The sequence below is a fragment of the Streptomyces sp. NPDC088553 genome, assembly GCF_044752965.1.
GTDB lineage: Bacteria > Actinomycetota > Actinomycetes > Streptomycetales > Streptomycetaceae > Streptomyces.
Genome location: NZ_JBIVMG010000006.1, coordinates 550,899 through 567,360 on the forward strand (window position 1 = coordinate 550,899; position 16,462 = coordinate 567,360).

The 16,462-nt window shown below is 74.0% G+C and carries 14 protein-coding genes and 1 pseudogene; 13 read left to right on the top strand and 2 right to left on the bottom strand.

Annotation, left to right across the window (positions count from 1 at the left end; translation table 11 throughout):
• Positions 1-413: 413 nt before the first annotated feature.
• Positions 414-1,280 carry an HAD family phosphatase gene (locus tag ACIP8Z_RS23180; protein WP_187621734.1) on the bottom strand — a complete coding sequence of 289 codons (867 nt, stop codon included), beginning with the start codon at positions 1,278-1,280 and terminating at the stop codon, positions 414-416.
• Positions 1,281-1,730: 450 nt separating this feature from the next.
• Here ACIP8Z_RS23180 and ssd point away from each other — a divergent pair, with 450 nt between their 5' ends.
• The 7 genes and pseudogenes from ssd to ACIP8Z_RS23215 form a co-directional block, all read left to right on the top strand.
• Positions 1,731-2,903, top strand: a complete 1,173-nt coding sequence (gene ssd, locus ACIP8Z_RS23185) for a septum site-determining protein Ssd (protein WP_402086247.1) — start codon at positions 1,731-1,733, stop codon at positions 2,901-2,903.
• The gene (locus ACIP8Z_RS23190; RefSeq protein WP_402086250.1) at positions 2,900-4,066 is read left to right on the top strand and encodes a TadA family conjugal transfer-associated ATPase; all 1,167 of its coding nucleotides are present in this window, start codon (positions 2,900-2,902) and stop codon (positions 4,064-4,066) included. The genes ssd and ACIP8Z_RS23190 overlap by 4 nt, the downstream gene beginning before the upstream one ends.
• Positions 4,063-4,953 (top strand): type II secretion system F family protein, encoded by an 891-nt coding sequence (locus ACIP8Z_RS23195; protein ID WP_402086252.1) that lies wholly within the window; start codon positions 4,063-4,065, stop codon positions 4,951-4,953. Before ACIP8Z_RS23190 ends, ACIP8Z_RS23195 begins: the two co-directional genes overlap by 4 nt.
• Complete coding sequence (locus ACIP8Z_RS23200) at positions 4,950-5,783, top strand: type II secretion system F family protein (protein ID WP_402086254.1); 834 nt, start codon at positions 4,950-4,952, stop codon at positions 5,781-5,783. The genes ACIP8Z_RS23195 and ACIP8Z_RS23200 overlap by 4 nt, the downstream gene beginning before the upstream one ends.
• A 5-nt stretch (positions 5,784-5,788) precedes the next feature.
• Complete coding sequence (locus tag ACIP8Z_RS23205; RefSeq protein WP_402086256.1) at positions 5,789-6,031, top strand: DUF4244 domain-containing protein; 243 nt, start codon at positions 5,789-5,791, stop codon at positions 6,029-6,031.
• 10 nt (positions 6,032-6,041) lie between these two features.
• Positions 6,042-6,404, top strand: coding sequence for a TadE family type IV pilus minor pilin (locus tag ACIP8Z_RS23210; RefSeq protein ID WP_402086259.1), 363 nt, complete (start codon positions 6,042-6,044; stop codon positions 6,402-6,404).
• Positions 6,405-6,478: 74 nt separating this feature from the next.
• Positions 6,479-6,676, top strand: a pseudogene (locus tag ACIP8Z_RS23215) (Rv3654c family TadE-like protein); the annotation flags it as partial.
• Positions 6,677-6,716: 40 nt separating this feature from the next.
• On the opposite strand, the gene ACIP8Z_RS23220 reads toward ACIP8Z_RS23215, so the two are convergent.
• Complete coding sequence (locus ACIP8Z_RS23220) at positions 6,717-9,260, bottom strand: DEAD/DEAH box helicase (protein ID WP_402086262.1); 2,544 nt, start codon at positions 9,258-9,260, stop codon at positions 6,717-6,719.
• 81 nt (positions 9,261-9,341) lie between these two features.
• Here ACIP8Z_RS23220 and ACIP8Z_RS23225 point away from each other — a divergent pair, with 81 nt between their 5' ends.
• From ACIP8Z_RS23225 to ACIP8Z_RS23250, 6 genes are all read left to right on the top strand, one after another.
• Positions 9,342-9,695 carry an STAS domain-containing protein gene (locus tag ACIP8Z_RS23225; RefSeq protein ID WP_015034520.1) on the top strand — a complete coding sequence of 118 codons (354 nt, stop codon included), beginning with the start codon at positions 9,342-9,344 and terminating at the stop codon, positions 9,693-9,695.
• Positions 9,696-9,710: 15 nt separating this feature from the next.
• Entirely contained in the window at positions 9,711-10,169 is a 459-nt protein-coding gene (locus ACIP8Z_RS23230; RefSeq protein WP_383859530.1) for an ATP-binding protein, read from the top strand.
• A 287-nt stretch (positions 10,170-10,456) separates the two neighbouring features.
• Positions 10,457-12,769, top strand: a complete 2,313-nt coding sequence (locus ACIP8Z_RS23235) for a sodium-translocating pyrophosphatase (protein WP_402086265.1) — start codon at positions 10,457-10,459, stop codon at positions 12,767-12,769.
• A gap of 196 nt (positions 12,770-12,965) precedes the next feature.
• The gene (locus ACIP8Z_RS23240; RefSeq protein WP_402086268.1) at positions 12,966-13,637 is read left to right on the top strand and encodes a small secreted protein; all 672 of its coding nucleotides are present in this window, start codon (positions 12,966-12,968) and stop codon (positions 13,635-13,637) included.
• 227 nt (positions 13,638-13,864) lie between these two features.
• Positions 13,865-15,433 (top strand): methyltransferase, encoded by a 1,569-nt coding sequence (locus ACIP8Z_RS23245; protein ID WP_402086270.1) that lies wholly within the window; start codon positions 13,865-13,867, stop codon positions 15,431-15,433.
• Positions 15,430-16,434, top strand: a complete 1,005-nt coding sequence (locus tag ACIP8Z_RS23250; protein ID WP_402086272.1) for an ArsR/SmtB family transcription factor — start codon at positions 15,430-15,432, stop codon at positions 16,432-16,434. Before ACIP8Z_RS23245 ends, ACIP8Z_RS23250 begins: the two co-directional genes overlap by 4 nt.
• Positions 16,435-16,462 lie beyond the last annotated feature (28 nt).

Genomic DNA, 16,462 nt, shown 5'->3' on the forward strand with positions numbered 1-16,462 from the left:
CCAGCGCGGCGCGGCCCTGGCGATGGCGCGGACGGTGGCGCGGGCCGATTCCCGGACCGGGCGGCGGCGCCCGTCCGAATCCCGGGCCTGGCAAACGAATCCGGGCCCCTCGCGGGGCCCGGAACGGGTTGCGGCGGCACCAGTTCTGGTACCGCCGCTGGCACGTCTACCCAGTTACCATGCGTCCTCGAATATGTGCCCATCAGGCCGGGAACTTTGCCCGTGGCCTGGTGCGGCTGGCCCGTAATCGACGGGTCGACGTCGCGTGGGTGCTCGGTTTCTGTGCTAGGTCCGTGGGGCCTTGATGCTCAACAGGTGATCCTCTCGGATGTCCTCGGTCTCGCGGGCCTGATTCCTTTCTACTCCTGTCGGGGTAGAAGCGAAAGTGCTGGCTCCACTTCTCTGCTCATTGCTCAAATTCGGGCAAAGTCATCCGCGAGCCGATGGGCGAGCGCGGCCTGCCGACGCCGGGCGGCGTACCAGACGAGTCCGGCCCCCACGGCCGCCGCACCCACCGCCGCCGCGGCGACGAGCGTGGGGCGGGGCGGCATGCGGAATTCGGGCAGCCGCTGCTTGAGCCGCACCGGCTTCTCGAAGGCGAGAACCGGCCATTCCCGCGCCACGGCCTCCCGGCGCAGCGCCCGGTCCGGATTGACCGCGTACGGGTGGCCGACGGCCTCCAGCATGGGGATGTCGGTCGCCGAGTCGCTGTACGCGTAACAGCGCGAGAGGTCGTAGCCCTCGGACTTCGCGAGCTCCCGGACGGCCTCGGCCTTCGTCGGCCCGTAGGCGTAGTACTCCACCTCACCGGTGAAGCAGCCGTCCTCGCCGACCACCATCCGGGTGGCGACGACCCGGTCGGCGCCGAGCATCTCGCCGATCGGCTCGACGACCTCGGCGCCGGAGGTCGAGACGATCACGACGTCGCGGCCGGCGGCGTGGTGCTCCTCGATGAGGGAGGCGGCCTCGTCGTAGATGATCGGGTCGATCAGGTCGTGAAGGGTCTCGGCGACGAGCTCCTTCACCTGGGCCACGTTCCAGCCTTTGCAGAGCGCGGAAAGATATTCACGCATCCGCTCCATCTGGTCGTGATCGGCCCCACCTGCCAGGAAGACGAACTGGATGTAGGCCGTCCGCAGGGCGGCGCGGCGGCTGATCAGTCCGCCCCGGTAGAAGGACTTGCTGAAGGTCAGCGTCGAGGACTTCGCAATGACCGTCTTGTCCAGGTCAAAGAAGGCGGCTGTGCGCGGCAAGGAGTGGTTTTCCACAAGCCTGAGCATAGGTGCCCGCCATTCGGCGTACGCTGGGGCGCGTGGGTTTGCCTGAGAAGGCTCTCGGGTACACCATGGAAGTCACGGATCGTTCGCGACCGTGCTAACCCGGTCCGGCTCCTCCCCCCCCGAGTCGGCCGGAGAGACGACCCCCGCTCTCCCCCCCGGCGGGGGTCGTCGCATGTCCGGAGCCGTTTTGGCGCCGTGGGACATCGTCCGCCTCCTTCCTTCCGGCCGTCGGCCGCGCATCGTCCGGCGCTCTGCCGGGCCCTCGATTCATCACTCACAGTAACCGGCAGGCTGCGTTCCGGACAGCCCCCGGAGGGGTGACGAAGATATTCACAGGGCTTCGGATATCCCCAGTTTTTCGGCAAGATCCCCAGGATTTTCGGTGGGGCCCCAGGGTGATTCCTGTCGCGAAGTTCGCGAACGGCAGGAATCACGAGAGGGGTGTGTGTCATGGAGGCATCCAGGACTTCCGGGGGCAGGGGTGCGAGGTGGGCCTCGGGGCCGAGTGGGGTGGATCGGGCCCCGGCACCGAGTGGTCCGGACGGGCCCGGCCTCCAAGAGCAGCGCCGTACGGGGCCGTTGATCGTCACCGAGGACCTCGGGCTGCTCGACGACCTCCTGCGGCTGTGCGCCGCGGCCGGGGTCGAACCCGAGGTGCACCACCGGGTGCCGGAGCGGCCGGCGAGCTGGACCGACCCACCGCTCGTCCTGGTCGGCGACGACGCCGCGGCGCGATGCCGGGGAGCGGCGCGCCGCCCGGGGACCGTCCTCGTCGGGCGCGACCGCGACGATTCGGGGGTGTGGCGGCTCGCCGTCGAGATCGGGGCCGAGTGCGTCCTGCGGCTTCCGGACGCCGAGGGCCTCCTCGTCGACCGCATCGCCGACGCGGCCGAGGGCGTGGGCCGGCAGGCGATGACCGTCGGGGTCGTCGGCGGCCGAGGCGGCGCCGGCGCCTCCACCCTGGCCTGTGGTCTCGCGCTGGCCGCCGCGCGAGCCGGACGGCGCACCCTGCTCGTCGACGGCGACCCCATGGGCGGGGGACTCGACGTGTTGCTCGGCGGCGAGCGCCAGGAGGGCAGACGATGGCCCGACTTCGCGGCCTCGAAGGGCCGGCTCGCCGGCGGCGCCCTGGAGGAGTCCCTGCCGTCCGTGCGGGGCGTCCGGGTGCTCAGCTGGGGCAGGGAACCCGCGACGTCGGTACCGGCCGAGGCCGTGCGGTCCGTGCTCGCGGCGGCCCGCCGCCGGGGCGGGGTCGTCGTGGTCGACCTGCCGCGCGCCGCGGACTCGGCGGCCGTCGAGGCCCTGGCCCAGCTCGACCTCGGACTGCTTGTCGTGCCGGGCGAGTTGAGGGCCGTCGCGGCCGCGCACCGGGTGGTGTCGAGCCTCTCCACGGGCGTGCGCGACCTGCGGGCGGTGGTCCGTGGGCCGTACGCGGCCGGGCTCGACGAGCGGTGGGTCGCCGACGCGCTGCGGCTGCCGCTCGCCGGTGAACTCCCCTACGACCCGGGGATCGTGACCGACCAGGACGCGGGCGTGCCGCCGGGCGCCGAGCCCCGCGGCCCCCTCGGCCGGTTCTGCGACGCCTTCTGGGGGCGCGCCCTCGCCCCTGGTGGTGCGGCGTGACCGGGGGCGCGGGCGGCGGCGCGGGGCTGCTCGACGCGGTGCGGCAGCGGCTCGCGGCAAGCGGGTCCGAGCCCACGCCGGCGCGGGTCGCGGCGGCGCTGAGGGCACAGGGGCGGCTGCTCGGCGACGCGGAAGTGCTGGGTGTAGCCGAGGAGTTGAGATGCGAGCTGATCGGCACCGGGCCGCTCGAACCGTTGCTCGCCGATCCGGCCGTCACCGACGTCCTGGTCTCGGCACCCGACCGGGTGTGGGTGGACCGGGGCGCCGGCCTGGAGCGGGCGCCGGTGTCCTTCACCGACGCCGCCGCTGTGCGCAGGCTCGCGCAACGGCTCGCGGCGGTGGCCGGACGCAGGCTCGACGACGCCAGGCCCTGGGTGGACGCGCGACTGCCCGACGGCACCCGGATGCACGCGGTGCTGCCACCGGTGGCGGTCGGCTCGACCTGTCTGTCGCTCCGGGTGGTCCGTCCGTGCGCCTTCACCCTGGAGGAGCTGGCGGCGGCGGGCACGGTGCCGCCGGGCGGCGCCCCCATCCTGCGCGCACTCATCGACGCCCGGGTGTCGTACCTGGTCAGCGGAGGCACGGGGACGGGGAAGACCACACTGCTCGCCTCCCTGCTCGGCCTGGTGGGGGAGCGGGAGCGGATCGTCCTCGCCGAGGACTCGGCGGAGCTGCGGCCCGACCATCCGCATGTGGTGCGTCTGGAGGCACGGCCCGCGAACCAGGAGGGTGCCGGCCTCGTGACCCTGCGGGACCTGGTCCGGCAGGCGCTGCGGATGCGGCCGGACCGGCTGGTGGTCGGCGAGGTCCGGGGCGGCGAGGCGGTCGATCTGCTCGCCGCTCTCAACACCGGCCATGAAGGCGGCTCGGGCACGGTCCACGCCAACACCGCGGCGGACGTGCCGGCGCGTCTCGAAGCCCTGGGGACGGCGGCCGGGCTCGACCGGGCCGCCCTGCACAGCCAGTTGGGGGCCGGTCTGTCGGTCGTGCTCCATCTGGCGCGGGACCGGGACGGGCGGCGCCGGATCGCCGAGGCGCACGTCCTGGAGCGGGACCGGGACGGCCTGGTGCGGACGGTTCCCGCGTTGCGGTGGGGCGAGGACGGATTCGTGCGGGAGCGGGGCTGGGAGCGGCTGAGGTCGCTGATCGGAGGGGGATCGTGAGCACGGCGGGGTTGTCCGTACGGGAAGTGGCCCAGGTGGCGGCGGTGGGCTGCGTGGTCGCGGCGTTGTGGGAGGTGGCCGAGCGGAGGCGCGTCACGGGCCGGGCGCGGATGGTGCTCGCCGGAGAGGCCGCCGGGTTTCCGGGGACTCTCGGTGGCCCTGCGGTGTGGTCGGCGGTGGCCGCGCGCTGGTGGGCCGTGCTGCGGGGGCGCCGGGCCTGGCTGTGTCTGCCGGTGGCGGGACTCGTCGCGGTGCTCGGTGAGTCGCCGCTGCCGCTGGTGGCGGGGGCGGTCGCGGTGCCGGTCGTCGGGCGGCGGCTGCGGGAGGCCGGGCGCCGGCGGGAACGCGAGGCGCGGGCCGAGCGCGTGGTGGCCCTGTGCGGGGCCGTCGTGGGGGAGTTGAGGGCCGGTTGGCAGCCCGCGCAGGCCCTGTCCTTCGCGGCCCGCGAGACGGGCGCGCTCGGCGACGAGGAGGCGGCGGTGCTCGCGGCGGCCCGGTTCGGCGGGGACGTGCCGGAGGCCCTGCGGAGAGCGGCCGGGCAGGACGGCGCCGACGGGCTCGCGGGCATGGCGGCGTGCTGGCAGGTGGCCGTGGACGGCGGCGCGGGCCTGGCCGCCGGTCTCGACCGGCTCGAAGCGGCCCTGCGGGACCACCGCGAGCAGCGTGAGCGGTTGCGGGCCGAACTCGCCGGGGCCTGGGCGACGGTGGCCGTCCTCGCGGTGCTGCCGCTCGCCGGTGTCGCGCTCGGCGCGGCTCTGGGCGCGGACCCGCTGCGGGTGCTGCTGCACACACCGGCGGGCCTGGGCTGCCTCGTCGTGGGCGGGGCTCTGGAAGCGGCCGGGCTGTGGTGGGCCGCGCGGATCGTCCGGGGAGGGGAGCGGGCGTGAGGGGGGCCGTGCAGGTGGCCGCGGTGGCGGCCGCGGCGATCGTCTGGTGCGAGCAGGGGGTGCGGGAGCTGGTGTGCGGGCGGAGGGCGCGCGGGACGCGGCGGAGGCTGCGAGACCTGCTGCCGACCCTGACCCCGACCCCGTCCCATGGCCGGACCTCGACCCATGGCCCGACCTGGACCTCGGGCCCGACTGCGGCCCCGCGGCCGCGGCGGGTTCGGGCCGGGCTGCCTCGGTGGGTGGGGCAGTGGGGGGCGCCTCTCGGGGCGGCCGGGCTCGGCTGGGTGCTGTTCGGGGTGTTCGGCGGTCTGGTGGCCGCCGTCCTGGTGGCCGCGGCCGTCCGGCGTGGAGCGGCGAGCAGGTCCGCCGCGCCGACGGACGCGGAGGACGAGGCGGTACGGCATCTCCCGCTGGCCGCGGATCTGTTGGCGGCCTGCGCATCGGCCGGAGCCGGGCCGGGGGAGGCGGCGGAGGCCGTCGGGCGGTCCCTCGGCGGCCCCCTGGGCGAGCGACTGACCCGTACGGCGGCCGAACTGCGGCTCGGGGGCGAACCGGCGGAGGTGTGGCGGAGGTTCGGCGCGATACCGGGTGCCTCGGGCCTCGCGCGCTGCATGGAACGGGCCGGCTCCTCGGGGGCGCCCGCGGCGGAGGCCGTCGCCCGGCACGCGGCCGCGCTGCGGTCGGCCCGCGCCCGGACGGCGGCGGCCGGGGCGCGCCGGGCGCAGGTGCTGATCAGCGGGCCCGTGGGGCTCTGCTTCCTGCCGGCCTTCTTGGCGGTGGGAGTGGCCCCGGTGGTGATCGGCCTGGCGACGGGACTTCTGGACGGATGAACGGCATGACACGACGAGAACGACGGACCGAGGAGGACGGCATGGGAGTCAAGGTGGCGTGGGGCGACTGGTGGCGGGCACGGCGGGAGGCGGCGCGCCGGGACGAGGGGATGACCACGTCCGAGTACGCGGTGGGGACGATCGCGGCGGCGGGGTTCGCCGCGGTCCTGTACAAGATCGTGACCAGTGAGACGGTCTCGGGAGCGTTGGAGTCGATGATCGGGAAGGCTCTCGATGCGCCGTTCTGACCGGGGTTTCGTGACTGTGGAGGCGGCGCTGGTGCTTCCTGTCCTCGCCCTCTTCACGGTCACCCTGCTCTGGGCGCTGGCGGCGGCCGCCGCTCAGATCCGCTGTGTGGACGCGGCGCGGGCCGGGGCACGGGTCGCGGCCCGCGCCGAGCCCGTGGCCTCCGCCGAGTCCGCCGCGCGGGCCGCCGCGCCCGAGGGCGCCCGGGTCGCGGTGACGCGGGCGGGGGAGCTGTGGCGGGTGACGGTGGAGGCAGCGGCTCCGGGCCCGCGGGGCATGGGGCTGACCCTGCGGGCGGAGGCCGCGGCGCTCGCGGAGGACCCGACGATCGGCGGCCCGGCACCGGGCGCCCCGGAGAGCGGAGGTCCGTCGTGACGGCCGGCGCGCCCGGCCGGGACCGGGGTGCGGCGACCGTGTGGGTGGCGTTCGCGGCCTGTGCGCTGTGCGTCGTGTTCGGGGCGGTGCTCGCGTTCGGGCAGGCGGTGGCGGCCAGGCACCGGGCCGGCGGGGCGGCCGACCTGGCGGCGCTCGCCGCCGCCGACCGGGCGCTGTGGGGCGAGGCCGAGGCCTGTGCCGCCGCCTCCCGGGTGGCCGCCGCGCAGGGCGCCGAGCTGGTGGGCTGCGCGGTGCGGGGCGAGCTCGCGGAGGTGACCGCCAGGGTCGTGCGCGGCCCCTACCGGCCGGAGATCAGGTCCCGGGCGGGACCTCCGGTGCCTCCATCGGCGGCGTCTGAGGTCCCTCGGACGGCTCAGGTGCCGCAGGCGTCTTCGGGGCTTCCGGGGGCTCCGGGGCCGCGCGGAGGATTTCCGTGAGGAGGCGGACCGCGCCGCGCTTGTGGAGGGGGTCGTTGCCGTTGCCGCACTTCGGGGACTGGATGCAGGACGGGCAGCCCGCCTCGCACTCGCAGGAGGCGATGGCCTCCCGGGTGGCCGTCAGCCAGGCACGGGCCGTGTGGAAGGCGCGCTCGGCGAAGCCCGCGCCGCCCGGGTGGCCGTCGTACACGAAGACGGTGGGCAGCAGGGTGTCCGGGTGGAGCGGCACGGAGACTCCGCCGATGTCCCAGCGGTCGCAGGTGGCGAAGAGCGGCAGCATGCCGATGGAGGCGTGCTCGGCGGCGTGCAGGGCGCCCCCGAGGATCTCCGGGGTGATCCGGGCGGCGTCGAGCTGGTCCTCGGTGACCGTCCACCACACGGCCCGGGTGCGCAGGGTGCGGGGCGGCAGGTCGAGCTTGGTCTCGCCGAGCACCTCGCCCGTGATCAGGCGGCGGCGCAGGAAGGAGACCACCTGGTTGGTGACCTCGACGGAGCCGTAGCAGAGGCGGCCGGCTCCCCAGGGGATCTCGGTCTCGGTGTCCAGGACGGCGATGGAGGTGGTGTCGCGGGCGGTGGTGGAGTACGGCGGGACGGCCTCCTCCACGAGCGCCACGGAGTCCTTCAGGTCGAGCTCCCGCACCAGGTAGGTGCGGCCCTGGTGGAGGTGGACGGCGCCCTCGTGGACGGCCGCGTGGGAGGCGGCCTCGTCGACGGTGCCGAGCAGCCTGCCGGTGCCGGCCTCCACGATCCGGACGGGGCTGCCGCCGCCGCCCCGGATGTCCGTGAGGTCGGCGGCCCGCTCGCGGCGGGTCCAGTACCAGCCGGTGGAGCGGCGGCGCAGCAGGCCGGCGCCCTCCAGCTGGGGCAGCAGACCGGGGGCGGCCGGGCCGAAGAGGGCCAGGTCCGCCTCGGTCAGCGGGAGCTCCGCGGCGGCGGCGCACAGATGGGGGGCGAGGACGTACGGGTTGTCCGGGTCGAGGACGGTCGACTCGACCGGCTGGTCGAAGATCGCCTCCGGGTGGTGGACCAGGAAGGTGTCCAGCGGGTCGTCGCGGGCGATCAGGATCGCCAGGGCGCCCTCGCCCGAACGGCCCGCGCGGCCCGCCTGCTGCCACAGGGAGGCCCGGGTGCCCGGGTAGCCGGCGATCAGGACCGCGTCCAGGCCCGAGACGTCCACGCCCAGCTCCAGGGCGGTCGTGGCGGCCAGGCCGAGGAGTTCGCCGGAGTGCAGGGCCCGCTCCAGGGCCCGGCGCTCCTCGGGGAGGTAGCCGCCGCGGTAGGCGGCGACGCGGCGGGCGAGGGCGCGGTCGGTCTCGGCGAGGCGTTCCTGGGCGATCACCGAGATCAGCTCGGCGCCGCGCCGGGAGCGTACGAAGGCGACCGAGCGGATGCCCTGGCGGGTCAGGTCGGTGAGCAGGTCCGCGGTCTCGGCGGTGGCGGTGCGGCGTACGGGCGCTCCGCGCTCGCCGTGCAGCTCGGTCAGCGGCGGCTCCCACAGGGCGAAGACCAGCTCGCCGCGCGGGGAGGCGTCGTCGGAGACCTCGGTGACCGGCAGGCCGGTGAGGCGGCCGGCGGCGAGCGCGGGTTCGGCGGAGGTGGCGGAGGCGAGGAGGAAGACCGGCTCGGAGCCGTACCGGGCGCAGATCCGGCGCAGTCGCCGCAGCACTTGGGCGACGTGGGAGCCGAAGACGCCCCGGTAGGTGTGGCACTCGTCGATCACGACGTAGCGCAGGGAGCGCAGGAAGGAGGCCCACCTGGGGTGGGAGGGGAGTATGCCCCGGTGCAGCATGTCGGGGTTGGTCAGGACGTGGTTCGCGTACTGGCGGACCCACTCGCGTTCCTCGACGGGCGTGTCGCCGTCGTAGACGGCGGGGCGGATCCGGTTGCCGAGCGGGGCGGCCAGTTCCCGGACGGCGCGCCTCTGGTCGGCGGCGAGGGCCTTGGTGGGCGAGAGGTACAGGGCGGTGGTCCCGCGACCGTTCGGGGCCTCCGAGCCGTCCAGGAGGGTGCTCAGGACCGGGGCGAGGTAGGCGAGCGACTTGCCCGAGGCGGTTCCGGTGGCGATCACCACGTTCTCGCCGTCCAGGGCGTGCTCGGCGGCCTCCGCCTGGTGTGCCCAGGGGTGCTCGATCCCGGCCGCCTCGATCGCCGCGATCACCTCCGGACGGATGCGGTGCGGCCAGACGGCATGACGACCCTCCCGGGCGGGCATGTGCTCCGTATGAGTGATGCGCGCGGCCCGGCTCTCGCCCGAGGAGAGCCGGTCGAGGACCATGCCGGGGGAGGGGCGGCTGCCCGTGTCTCCGGCCGGTCGTCGGGGGCGCTGATTCTTGGCCATCGGCACCGAGTGTGTCACTGCCATGACGGACAATGCTTCCAAGGCGTCGTGCATGGCTGCTGGTAAGTGATTGAATGCCATCGCGGCTGGCGATCAGTTCCCTGACTCCGCCCGGGAGACCCAGTGGGGACGATCGTTCGATAGCAAGGTGCTGGAGGATCCGTGGACCTGTCCCTGTCGACTCGCAATGTGTCCGGCGCTGGTGGTGACCGTACGGTCGTCGAGGTCGGTGGCGAGATTGATGTGTATACCGCGCCCAAGCTGCGCGAGCAGTTGGTCGAGTTGGTGAACGACGGCAGCTACCACCTGGTTGTCGACATGGAGGGCGTGGACTTCCTCGACTCCACCGGCCTCGGTGTGCTCGTCGGCGGCCTGAAGCGCGTTCGCGCCCATGAGGGCTCGCTGCGTCTGGTCTGCAACCAGGAGCGCATTCTGAAGATTTTCCGGATCACGGGTCTCACCAAGGTGTTCCCGATCCACACCTCGGTCGACGAGGCCGTCAACGCCGTCGACTGAGCCCAGGGGGTTCGTATGGCCACCGTTGAACTCCGCTTCAGCGCTCAGCCCGAGCACGTCCGTACGGCCCGCCTGGTGGCGGCTGCGGTGGCGCGCCGGGCAGGGGTGGACGAGGCGGTCCTCGACGAGGTGCGGCTCGCCGTCGGCGAGGCGTGTTCGCGTGCCGTCGGGCTGCACCGCAGCAACGACGTGACGACGCCCATCAGGGTCGTGCTGACCGAGGAGGAGAAGACGTTCTCCATCGAGGTCGGCGACGAGGTCCCGGGTGCGGGGGTCGCGGCGGCCGATGCCGCCGGTGTCCCCGGCGCGCGGGCCGCGGCCCCGGCCGAGGAATTCGACGACGCCGACGGTGAGGACGAGATGGGGCTCGCGGTGATCCGCGGGCTCGTCGACGATGTCGAGGTGAGCGCCGGCGAGGACGGCGGCACCATCCGGATGAGCTGGCCGGTGAACTCGGCGGACGTCCTGTCCTGACCCGTACGGAGCCCCCGTACGGAGCCACGAAGCGCAACGAGAAGAGGCCCTGCCCCGCAGGGCCTCTTCTCGTCGCGCCCAAACCGGCCCCCGGCCCAAGAACCGGCCCCCGCCCGAGCCGAACCCCCGAACCGGCCCACCGGCGGTCCAGGCCCGGCCCGGCCCGCCTCCCGGTTCGGACCCGCTGCTCCGGTCCGCCCCGAAAACCGCCCCCTGATTGGTGCATCCGCGCGGGGGGTTTCCGGCATCCCCGTACGTGTCGGTTTGTCTCCCTATGATCCGTCCCCATGTACCCCACATCTCTCGCCGCGGCGGTGCTCACGAGCGGGAACCGGACGATCGTGTTCGTCGTCGGCGCCGTCGCCCTCGCCGCGCTGGTGGTCGCGCGGCTCCTCGTCCGCCAGGTGCTCAGGGCCGGTGAGGGCACCGAGAGGATGAGGGAGATCGCCGCCGCCGTGCAGGAGGGGGCCAACGCCTACCTCGCGCGGCAGCTGCGTACCGTCGCCGTCTTCGCGGTCGTCGTGTTCGGCCTGCTGATGCTGCTGCCCGCGGACAACTGGTCGCAGCGCGCCGGACGGTCCCTGTTCTTCCTGGTCGGGGCGCTCTTCTCGGCGGCCACCGGATACATCGGCATGCGGCTCGCGGTACGGGCCAACGTGCGGGTCGCCGCGGCCGCCCGGGAGGCCACACCGGCCGAGGGCGAACCCGAGAAGAACCTGACGGAGGTGGCCCACCGGGCCACCCGGATCGCGTTCCGCACCGGCGGGGTCGTCGGCATGTGCACGGTGGGCCTCGGGCTGCTCGGCGCCGTGTGCGTCGTGCTCGTCTACGCCGCCGACGCGCCCAAGGTCCTGGAGGGATTCGGCCTCGGCGCCGCGCTCATCGCCATGTTCATGCGCGTGGGCGGCGGCATCTTCACCAAGGCCGCCGACGTCGGCGCCGACCTGGTCGGCAAGGTCGAGCAGGGCATCCCGGAGGACGACCCGCGCAACGCGGCCACCATCGCCGACAACGTGGGCGACAACGTCGGCGACTGCGCGGGCATGGCGGCCGACCTCTTCGAGTCGTACGCCGTCACCCTGGTCGCCGCGCTCATCCTCGGCATGGCGGCCTTCGGCGATCACGGCCTGGCGTTTCCGCTGATCGTGCCGGCGATCGGCGTGATCACCGCGGTGATCGGCATCTTCGCCGTCTCCCCGCGGCCCGCCGACCGCGGCGGGATGAGCGCGATCAACCGCGGATTCTTCGTCTCCGCCGTGATCTCGCTCGCCGGAGTCGCCGTCGCCGCCTTCCTGTACCTGCCCTCCTCCTACGCCGAGCTCAAGGGCGTCACCGAGCCGGGCATCCGCGAGCACGCCGGGGATCCCCGCGTGCTCGCCCTGGTCGCCGTCGCCCTCGGCATCGTCCTGGCCGCGCTCATCCAGCAGCTCACCGGCTACTTCACGGAGACGAGCCGCCGGCCGGTCAGGGACGTCGGCAAGTCCTCGCTCACCGGCCCCGCGACCGTCGTCCTCGCGGGCGTGGCCCTGGGCATGGAGTCCGCCGTCTACACGGCGCTCCTGATCGGCCTCACGGTGTACGGGGCGTTCCTGCTCGGCGGCTCCTCGATCATGCTCGCGCTGTTCGCGGTCGCCCTCGCGGGTACGGGCCTGCTGACCACCGTCGGCGTGATCGTCGCCATGGACACCTTCGGCCCGGTCGCCGACAACGCCCAGGGCATCGCGGAGATGTCCGGGGACGTGCGGGGGGCGGGGGCCCAGGTTCTCACCGAGCTGGACGCCGTCGGCAACACGACGAAGGCCATCACCAAGGGCATCGCCATCGCCACCGCCGTCCTCGCGGCCGCGGCGCTGTTCGGCTCGTACCGGGACGCCATCGCCACCTCGGTCGTCGAGGTCGGCGCGAGGGCGGCGAACGAGCTGACCCTCTCGATGGACATCTCCCAGCCCAACAACCTCTTCGGCCTGATCCTCGGCGCGGCGGTGGTGTTCCTCTTCTCGGGGCTCGCGATCAACGCCGTGTCGCGGTCGGCGGGATCGGTGGTCTACGAGGTGCGGCGGCAGTTCCGCGAGCACCCCGGGATCATGAACTTCACCGAGAAGCCCGAGTACGGACGGGTCGTCGACATCTGCACCAAGGACGCGCTGCGCGAACTCGCCACGCCCGGGCTGCTCGCGGTGATGGCCCCGATCGCGGTCGGTTTCGCGCTGGGCGTCGGCGCGCTCGGCGCGTACCTCGCCGGCGCGATCGGCACGGGCGCCCTGATGGCCGTCTTCCTCGCCAACTCGGGTGGCGCCTGGGACAACGCGAAGAAGCTGGTCGAGGACGGGAACCACGGCGGCAAGGGCAGCGAGGCGCATGAGGCGACCGTCATCGGGGACACGGTCGGCGACCCGTTCAAGGACACGGCGGGACCTGCGATCAACCCGCTCCTGAAGGTGATGAACCTGGTCGCGCTGCTCATCGCCCCGGCGGTCGTGCGGTTCAGCTACGGGGGCGACGCCAGCGCCGGGCTCCGGGCGGCCGTCGCGGGGGTCGCGCTGATCGTCGTCATCGCCGCCGTACGGGTCTCCAAGAAGCGTTCCGTGACGGTGTCCTGACGTGCCGTCCGTACGGGCCGCGCACCGGCTCCGTGCGTGGTGTCCGTCTCATTCTCGGGCACGTCGGGGTCGCGTGAGAGGTCTCTCCCTTGGGTCAAAAGACTGCAATACGGGCTGAATCGGTCGTACGAAAGGTGGAAGTAGCCCGTTCGGCGTGTATGTTCCGGGGCCGAGAGCCTTGGAAGGGACCGATCCGGTGAACAAGAAGCTTGCGGCCGCACTGTCCGGCGGCGCGGTACTCGTGCTCGCGCTGTCGGGTTGCAGCGACGACGAGGGCAACAAGGTGGACGACTGGGCGAAGACGTTCTGCGACCAGGCCAAGCCCCAGATCCAGAAGCGGGCCGACGCCCACCAGATCATCATTTCGACGGCCGCGGACAGCAAGCCAGCCGAGATCCAGGCCGCCGACTCGAAGGCGTTCCAGGACATCGCCGACGCCGACCGGGCGCTGGCCAAGGCCGTCGAGAGCGCCGGCGCCCCGCCCGTCGAGAACGGCGAGAAGGTCCAGCAGGACGCGATCAAGGAGCTCAACGCGACCGCGGTGGCCTACGAGGGCCTCAAGAAGCAGGTCGACGCGCTGGACCCGACGAACCAGCAGAAGTTCGCGGACGGCCTCCAGGGTGTCGCCGACGGTCTGACCAAGATCGAGAAGATGGACCAGAACGCCCTGTCCAAGCTGGAGGAGGGCGAGCTGGGCCAGGCGATGGCCAAGCAGCCCGGCTGCCAGAAGCCCACGGCCTCGACCCCGCCGAAGGCCTCCGGCTCGGCGTCCCCGCAGCCCGGCTCCACCGCCTCCGCCTCCGGCTCCTCCGACAAGGCCGCGACGAAGCCGGCCAGGCCGAGCGCGTCGGCGAAGGCCGAGGAGTAGTCCGGCCCGGGACCTCCTGCTCGGGACACCCCGCCCGGGCCTCCATCGCGGGATCTCCCGCCTGGGGCCTCCCGCCCGGGACTCCCCGCCAAGGGCACCTGCCCCGACCCGGTGGCAGCGGCGATCCGCCGCGTGCCGCCGGGTCGACGGCCGTCCCGGCCGGGTCCGTCGACGACCGCCGCCGGGTCGGCCGCCCGGTTGTCGGTGGCGGCGGTCACAATGGAGCGGTGAGTACGACCAGCCTGCCTCCCCGCCTCCCGGTGCCCGCGCACGCCGCCCGTCTGCGCGAGACGCTGCTCGCCGCCGACTTCACCGCCGACGGACTCCTCGACCTGCTCGGCGCCCCGGCCTACGCCGCGCTCGCGCGCAGCGAGACCGTGCCCGCGCTGCGCGCCACCCGCGGTGACTCCCCGCTGGAGACCCTCGTCCGGCTCTTCCTGCTCCAGCAGGGCGTCGGGCACGAGCGGGCCGCCGCCGCGCTCCCGCTCGACGAGGCCCTCGCCGACGGCTGGGTCGTCCGCGAGGACGACACCGTCTCCGCCACGGTCGACATCCGGCCGTACGGCGGGCCGGACGGCGAGGACTGGTTCATCGTCTCCGACCTGGGCTGCGCCGTCGGCGGAGCCGGCGGGATCGGAAAGAAGGACGAGGGGGTCGTCCTCGGCGTCGGCGGTGCCTCCACCACCCTCGCCGGGATCACGGTCCGTACGCCCGTCTCCTCCGCGCTCGACCTCGGCACCGGCTCCGGCATCCAGGCGCTGCACGCCGCCCAGCACGCCACCCTGGTCACGGCCACCGACCTCAACCCGCGCGCCCTGGACTTCACGCGGCTCACCCTCGCGCTCTCCGGGGCCCGGGAGGCCGAGCTGCTGACCGGCTCGCTCTTCGAGCCGGTCGACGGGGACACGTACGACCTGATCGTCTCCAACCCGCCGTTCGTGATCTCCCCCGGCGCCCGGCTCACCTACCGGGACGGCGGGATGGGCGGCGACGACCTGTGCCGCACGCTCGTGCAGCAGGCGGGCGACCGGCTCAACGACGGCGGGTACGCCCAGTTCCTCGCCAACTGGCAGCACGTCGAGGGCGAGGAGTGGCAGGACCGGCTGCGGTCCTGGGTGCCCGCGGGCTGCGACGCCTGGATCGTGCAGCGCGAGGTCCAGGACATCACCCAGTACGCCGAGCTGTGGCTGCGCGACAGCGGCGACCACCGCGGCGACCCGGACGCGTACGGCGAGGCGTACGGGCGCTGGCTCGACGAGTTCGAGGCCCGCAAGACGCGCGCGGTGGGCTTCGGCTGGATCACGATCCGGCGGAACGACGCCGTGGCGTCCGGCGCCGTCGAGCCGTCGATCGTCGTCGAGGAGTGGCCGCACCCCGTCGAGCAGCCCCTCGGCCCCACCGTCCTCGCCCACTTCGAGCGCCAGGACTACCTCCGCTCCCACGACGACGCGGCCCTCCTCGCCGACCGGTTCACGCTCGCCCCCGAGGTCGTGCAGGAGCAGGTCGGACTCCCCGGCGCCGAGGACCCGGAGCACGTCGTGCTCCGGCAGAACCGGGGCATGCGCCGCGCCACCCGGGTCGACCACGTCGGCGCCGGGTTCGCCGGGGTCTGCGACGGCACGCTCAGCGCGGGCCGCATCCTCGACGCGATCGGGCAGCTGATGGGCGAGGACCCGGTGATACTGCGGGACCGCACCCCGCAGGCGATCCGGCTGCTCGTGGAGGAGGGCTTCCTGCTGCCCGTCGGTGACGGGAACGGAGACGGCGCGCCGACCGGGGACGGGGACGGCGCTTGATACGGATCGAGCTGGACGAGGCCTCGCTCGGGGCGACCCGGATCGCGATCAGCCCGCTGCGGGACGCGTTCTGCGCGATGCACCTCGCGCTGCCGGGCCGCCACCCCTCCTGGCCGTACCAGGAGTGGGTCGGGCAGGCGCGCGAGGTGTGGCGCGAGGACGACCGGCTCCGGCCGTTGTGGGACCTGTTCGCCGACGGGCGGTACACGGTCTCCGACTTCCTGCTGCCCCGGCCGTTCGGCACGGTCCACGTCCACGAGGAGCTCGCCGCGCTGCGGTCCACCGACCCGGAGTTCGTCCGCGACCAGGTGGCCGTCTGCTACCCCGGCATGGCCGACGCACCCTTCGTACAGCCCTATCTGAAGGACCCGGAGGTCGCCTGCGCGGCGCTCGCCGACGCGTACGCGGCCTACTGGGAGGGCGCGATCGAGCCGTACTGGCCGACGATGCGTCGGCTGGTCGAGGACGAAGTGCTCGTCCGGGCCAGGACGTTCGCGACCGAGGGCGTCGACGCGCTGTTCGCCGGCCTGGAGACCCGGGGGCGGTGGCAGCCGCCCGTACTCGAACTGACCAAGCACATCGACGCGGAGTACGCGCCCGGCGAGCGGCGGCTCGTCCTCGTGCCGCTGGTCTTCGCCGAGGGCTGCCGGCTGTACTCGACGGACGACCCCGAGGTGTTCGCCCTCAGCTTCCAGGCCCGGGGCGCCGGCGCCCTGCGCGAGCCGCCCGAGCCCGTCGCCGAGGACCGGCTCGGGCTGATGCTCGGCCGCGGCCGGGCCGCGGTCCTGCGCGAGCTGGGCGGGCCGCTGACCACGGCGGGCCTCGCCGACCGCCTCGGCCTCGCGCCCAGCACGGTCTCCGAGCACCTGTCGGTGCTCGCGGAGGCGGGTGTCGTGACCCGTCACCGGGTCGGACGCTCGGTGTACTACCAGCTGACGGACACCGGCCGTTCCCTGCTCGCGCTGCTCACCGGGGAGGGCGTCCTCACGGCCGCGGCGTGACGCCAGGCCGGCCCGGTGGCAGGCCGGC

What these genes read in the sequence shown, in the direction of transcription:
- ACIP8Z_RS23180 (WP_187621734.1), bottom strand. Translation starts at nt 1,280, where the DNA reads ATGCTCAGGCTTGTGGAAAACCACTCCTTGCCGCGCACAGCCGCCTTC.
- ssd (WP_402086247.1), top strand. Translation starts at nt 1,731, where the DNA reads ATGGAGGCATCCAGGACTTCCGGGGGCAGGGGTGCGAGGTGGGCCTCG.
- ACIP8Z_RS23205 (WP_402086256.1), top strand. Translation starts at nt 5,789, where the DNA reads ATGACACGACGAGAACGACGGACCGAGGAGGACGGCATGGGAGTCAAG.
- ACIP8Z_RS23220 (WP_402086262.1), bottom strand. Translation starts at nt 9,260, where the DNA reads ATGGCATTCAATCACTTACCAGCAGCCATGCACGACGCCTTGGAAGCA.
- ACIP8Z_RS23230 (WP_383859530.1), top strand. Translation starts at nt 9,711, where the DNA reads ATGGCCACCGTTGAACTCCGCTTCAGCGCTCAGCCCGAGCACGTCCGT.
- ACIP8Z_RS23235 (WP_402086265.1), top strand. Translation starts at nt 10,457, where the DNA reads ATGTACCCCACATCTCTCGCCGCGGCGGTGCTCACGAGCGGGAACCGG.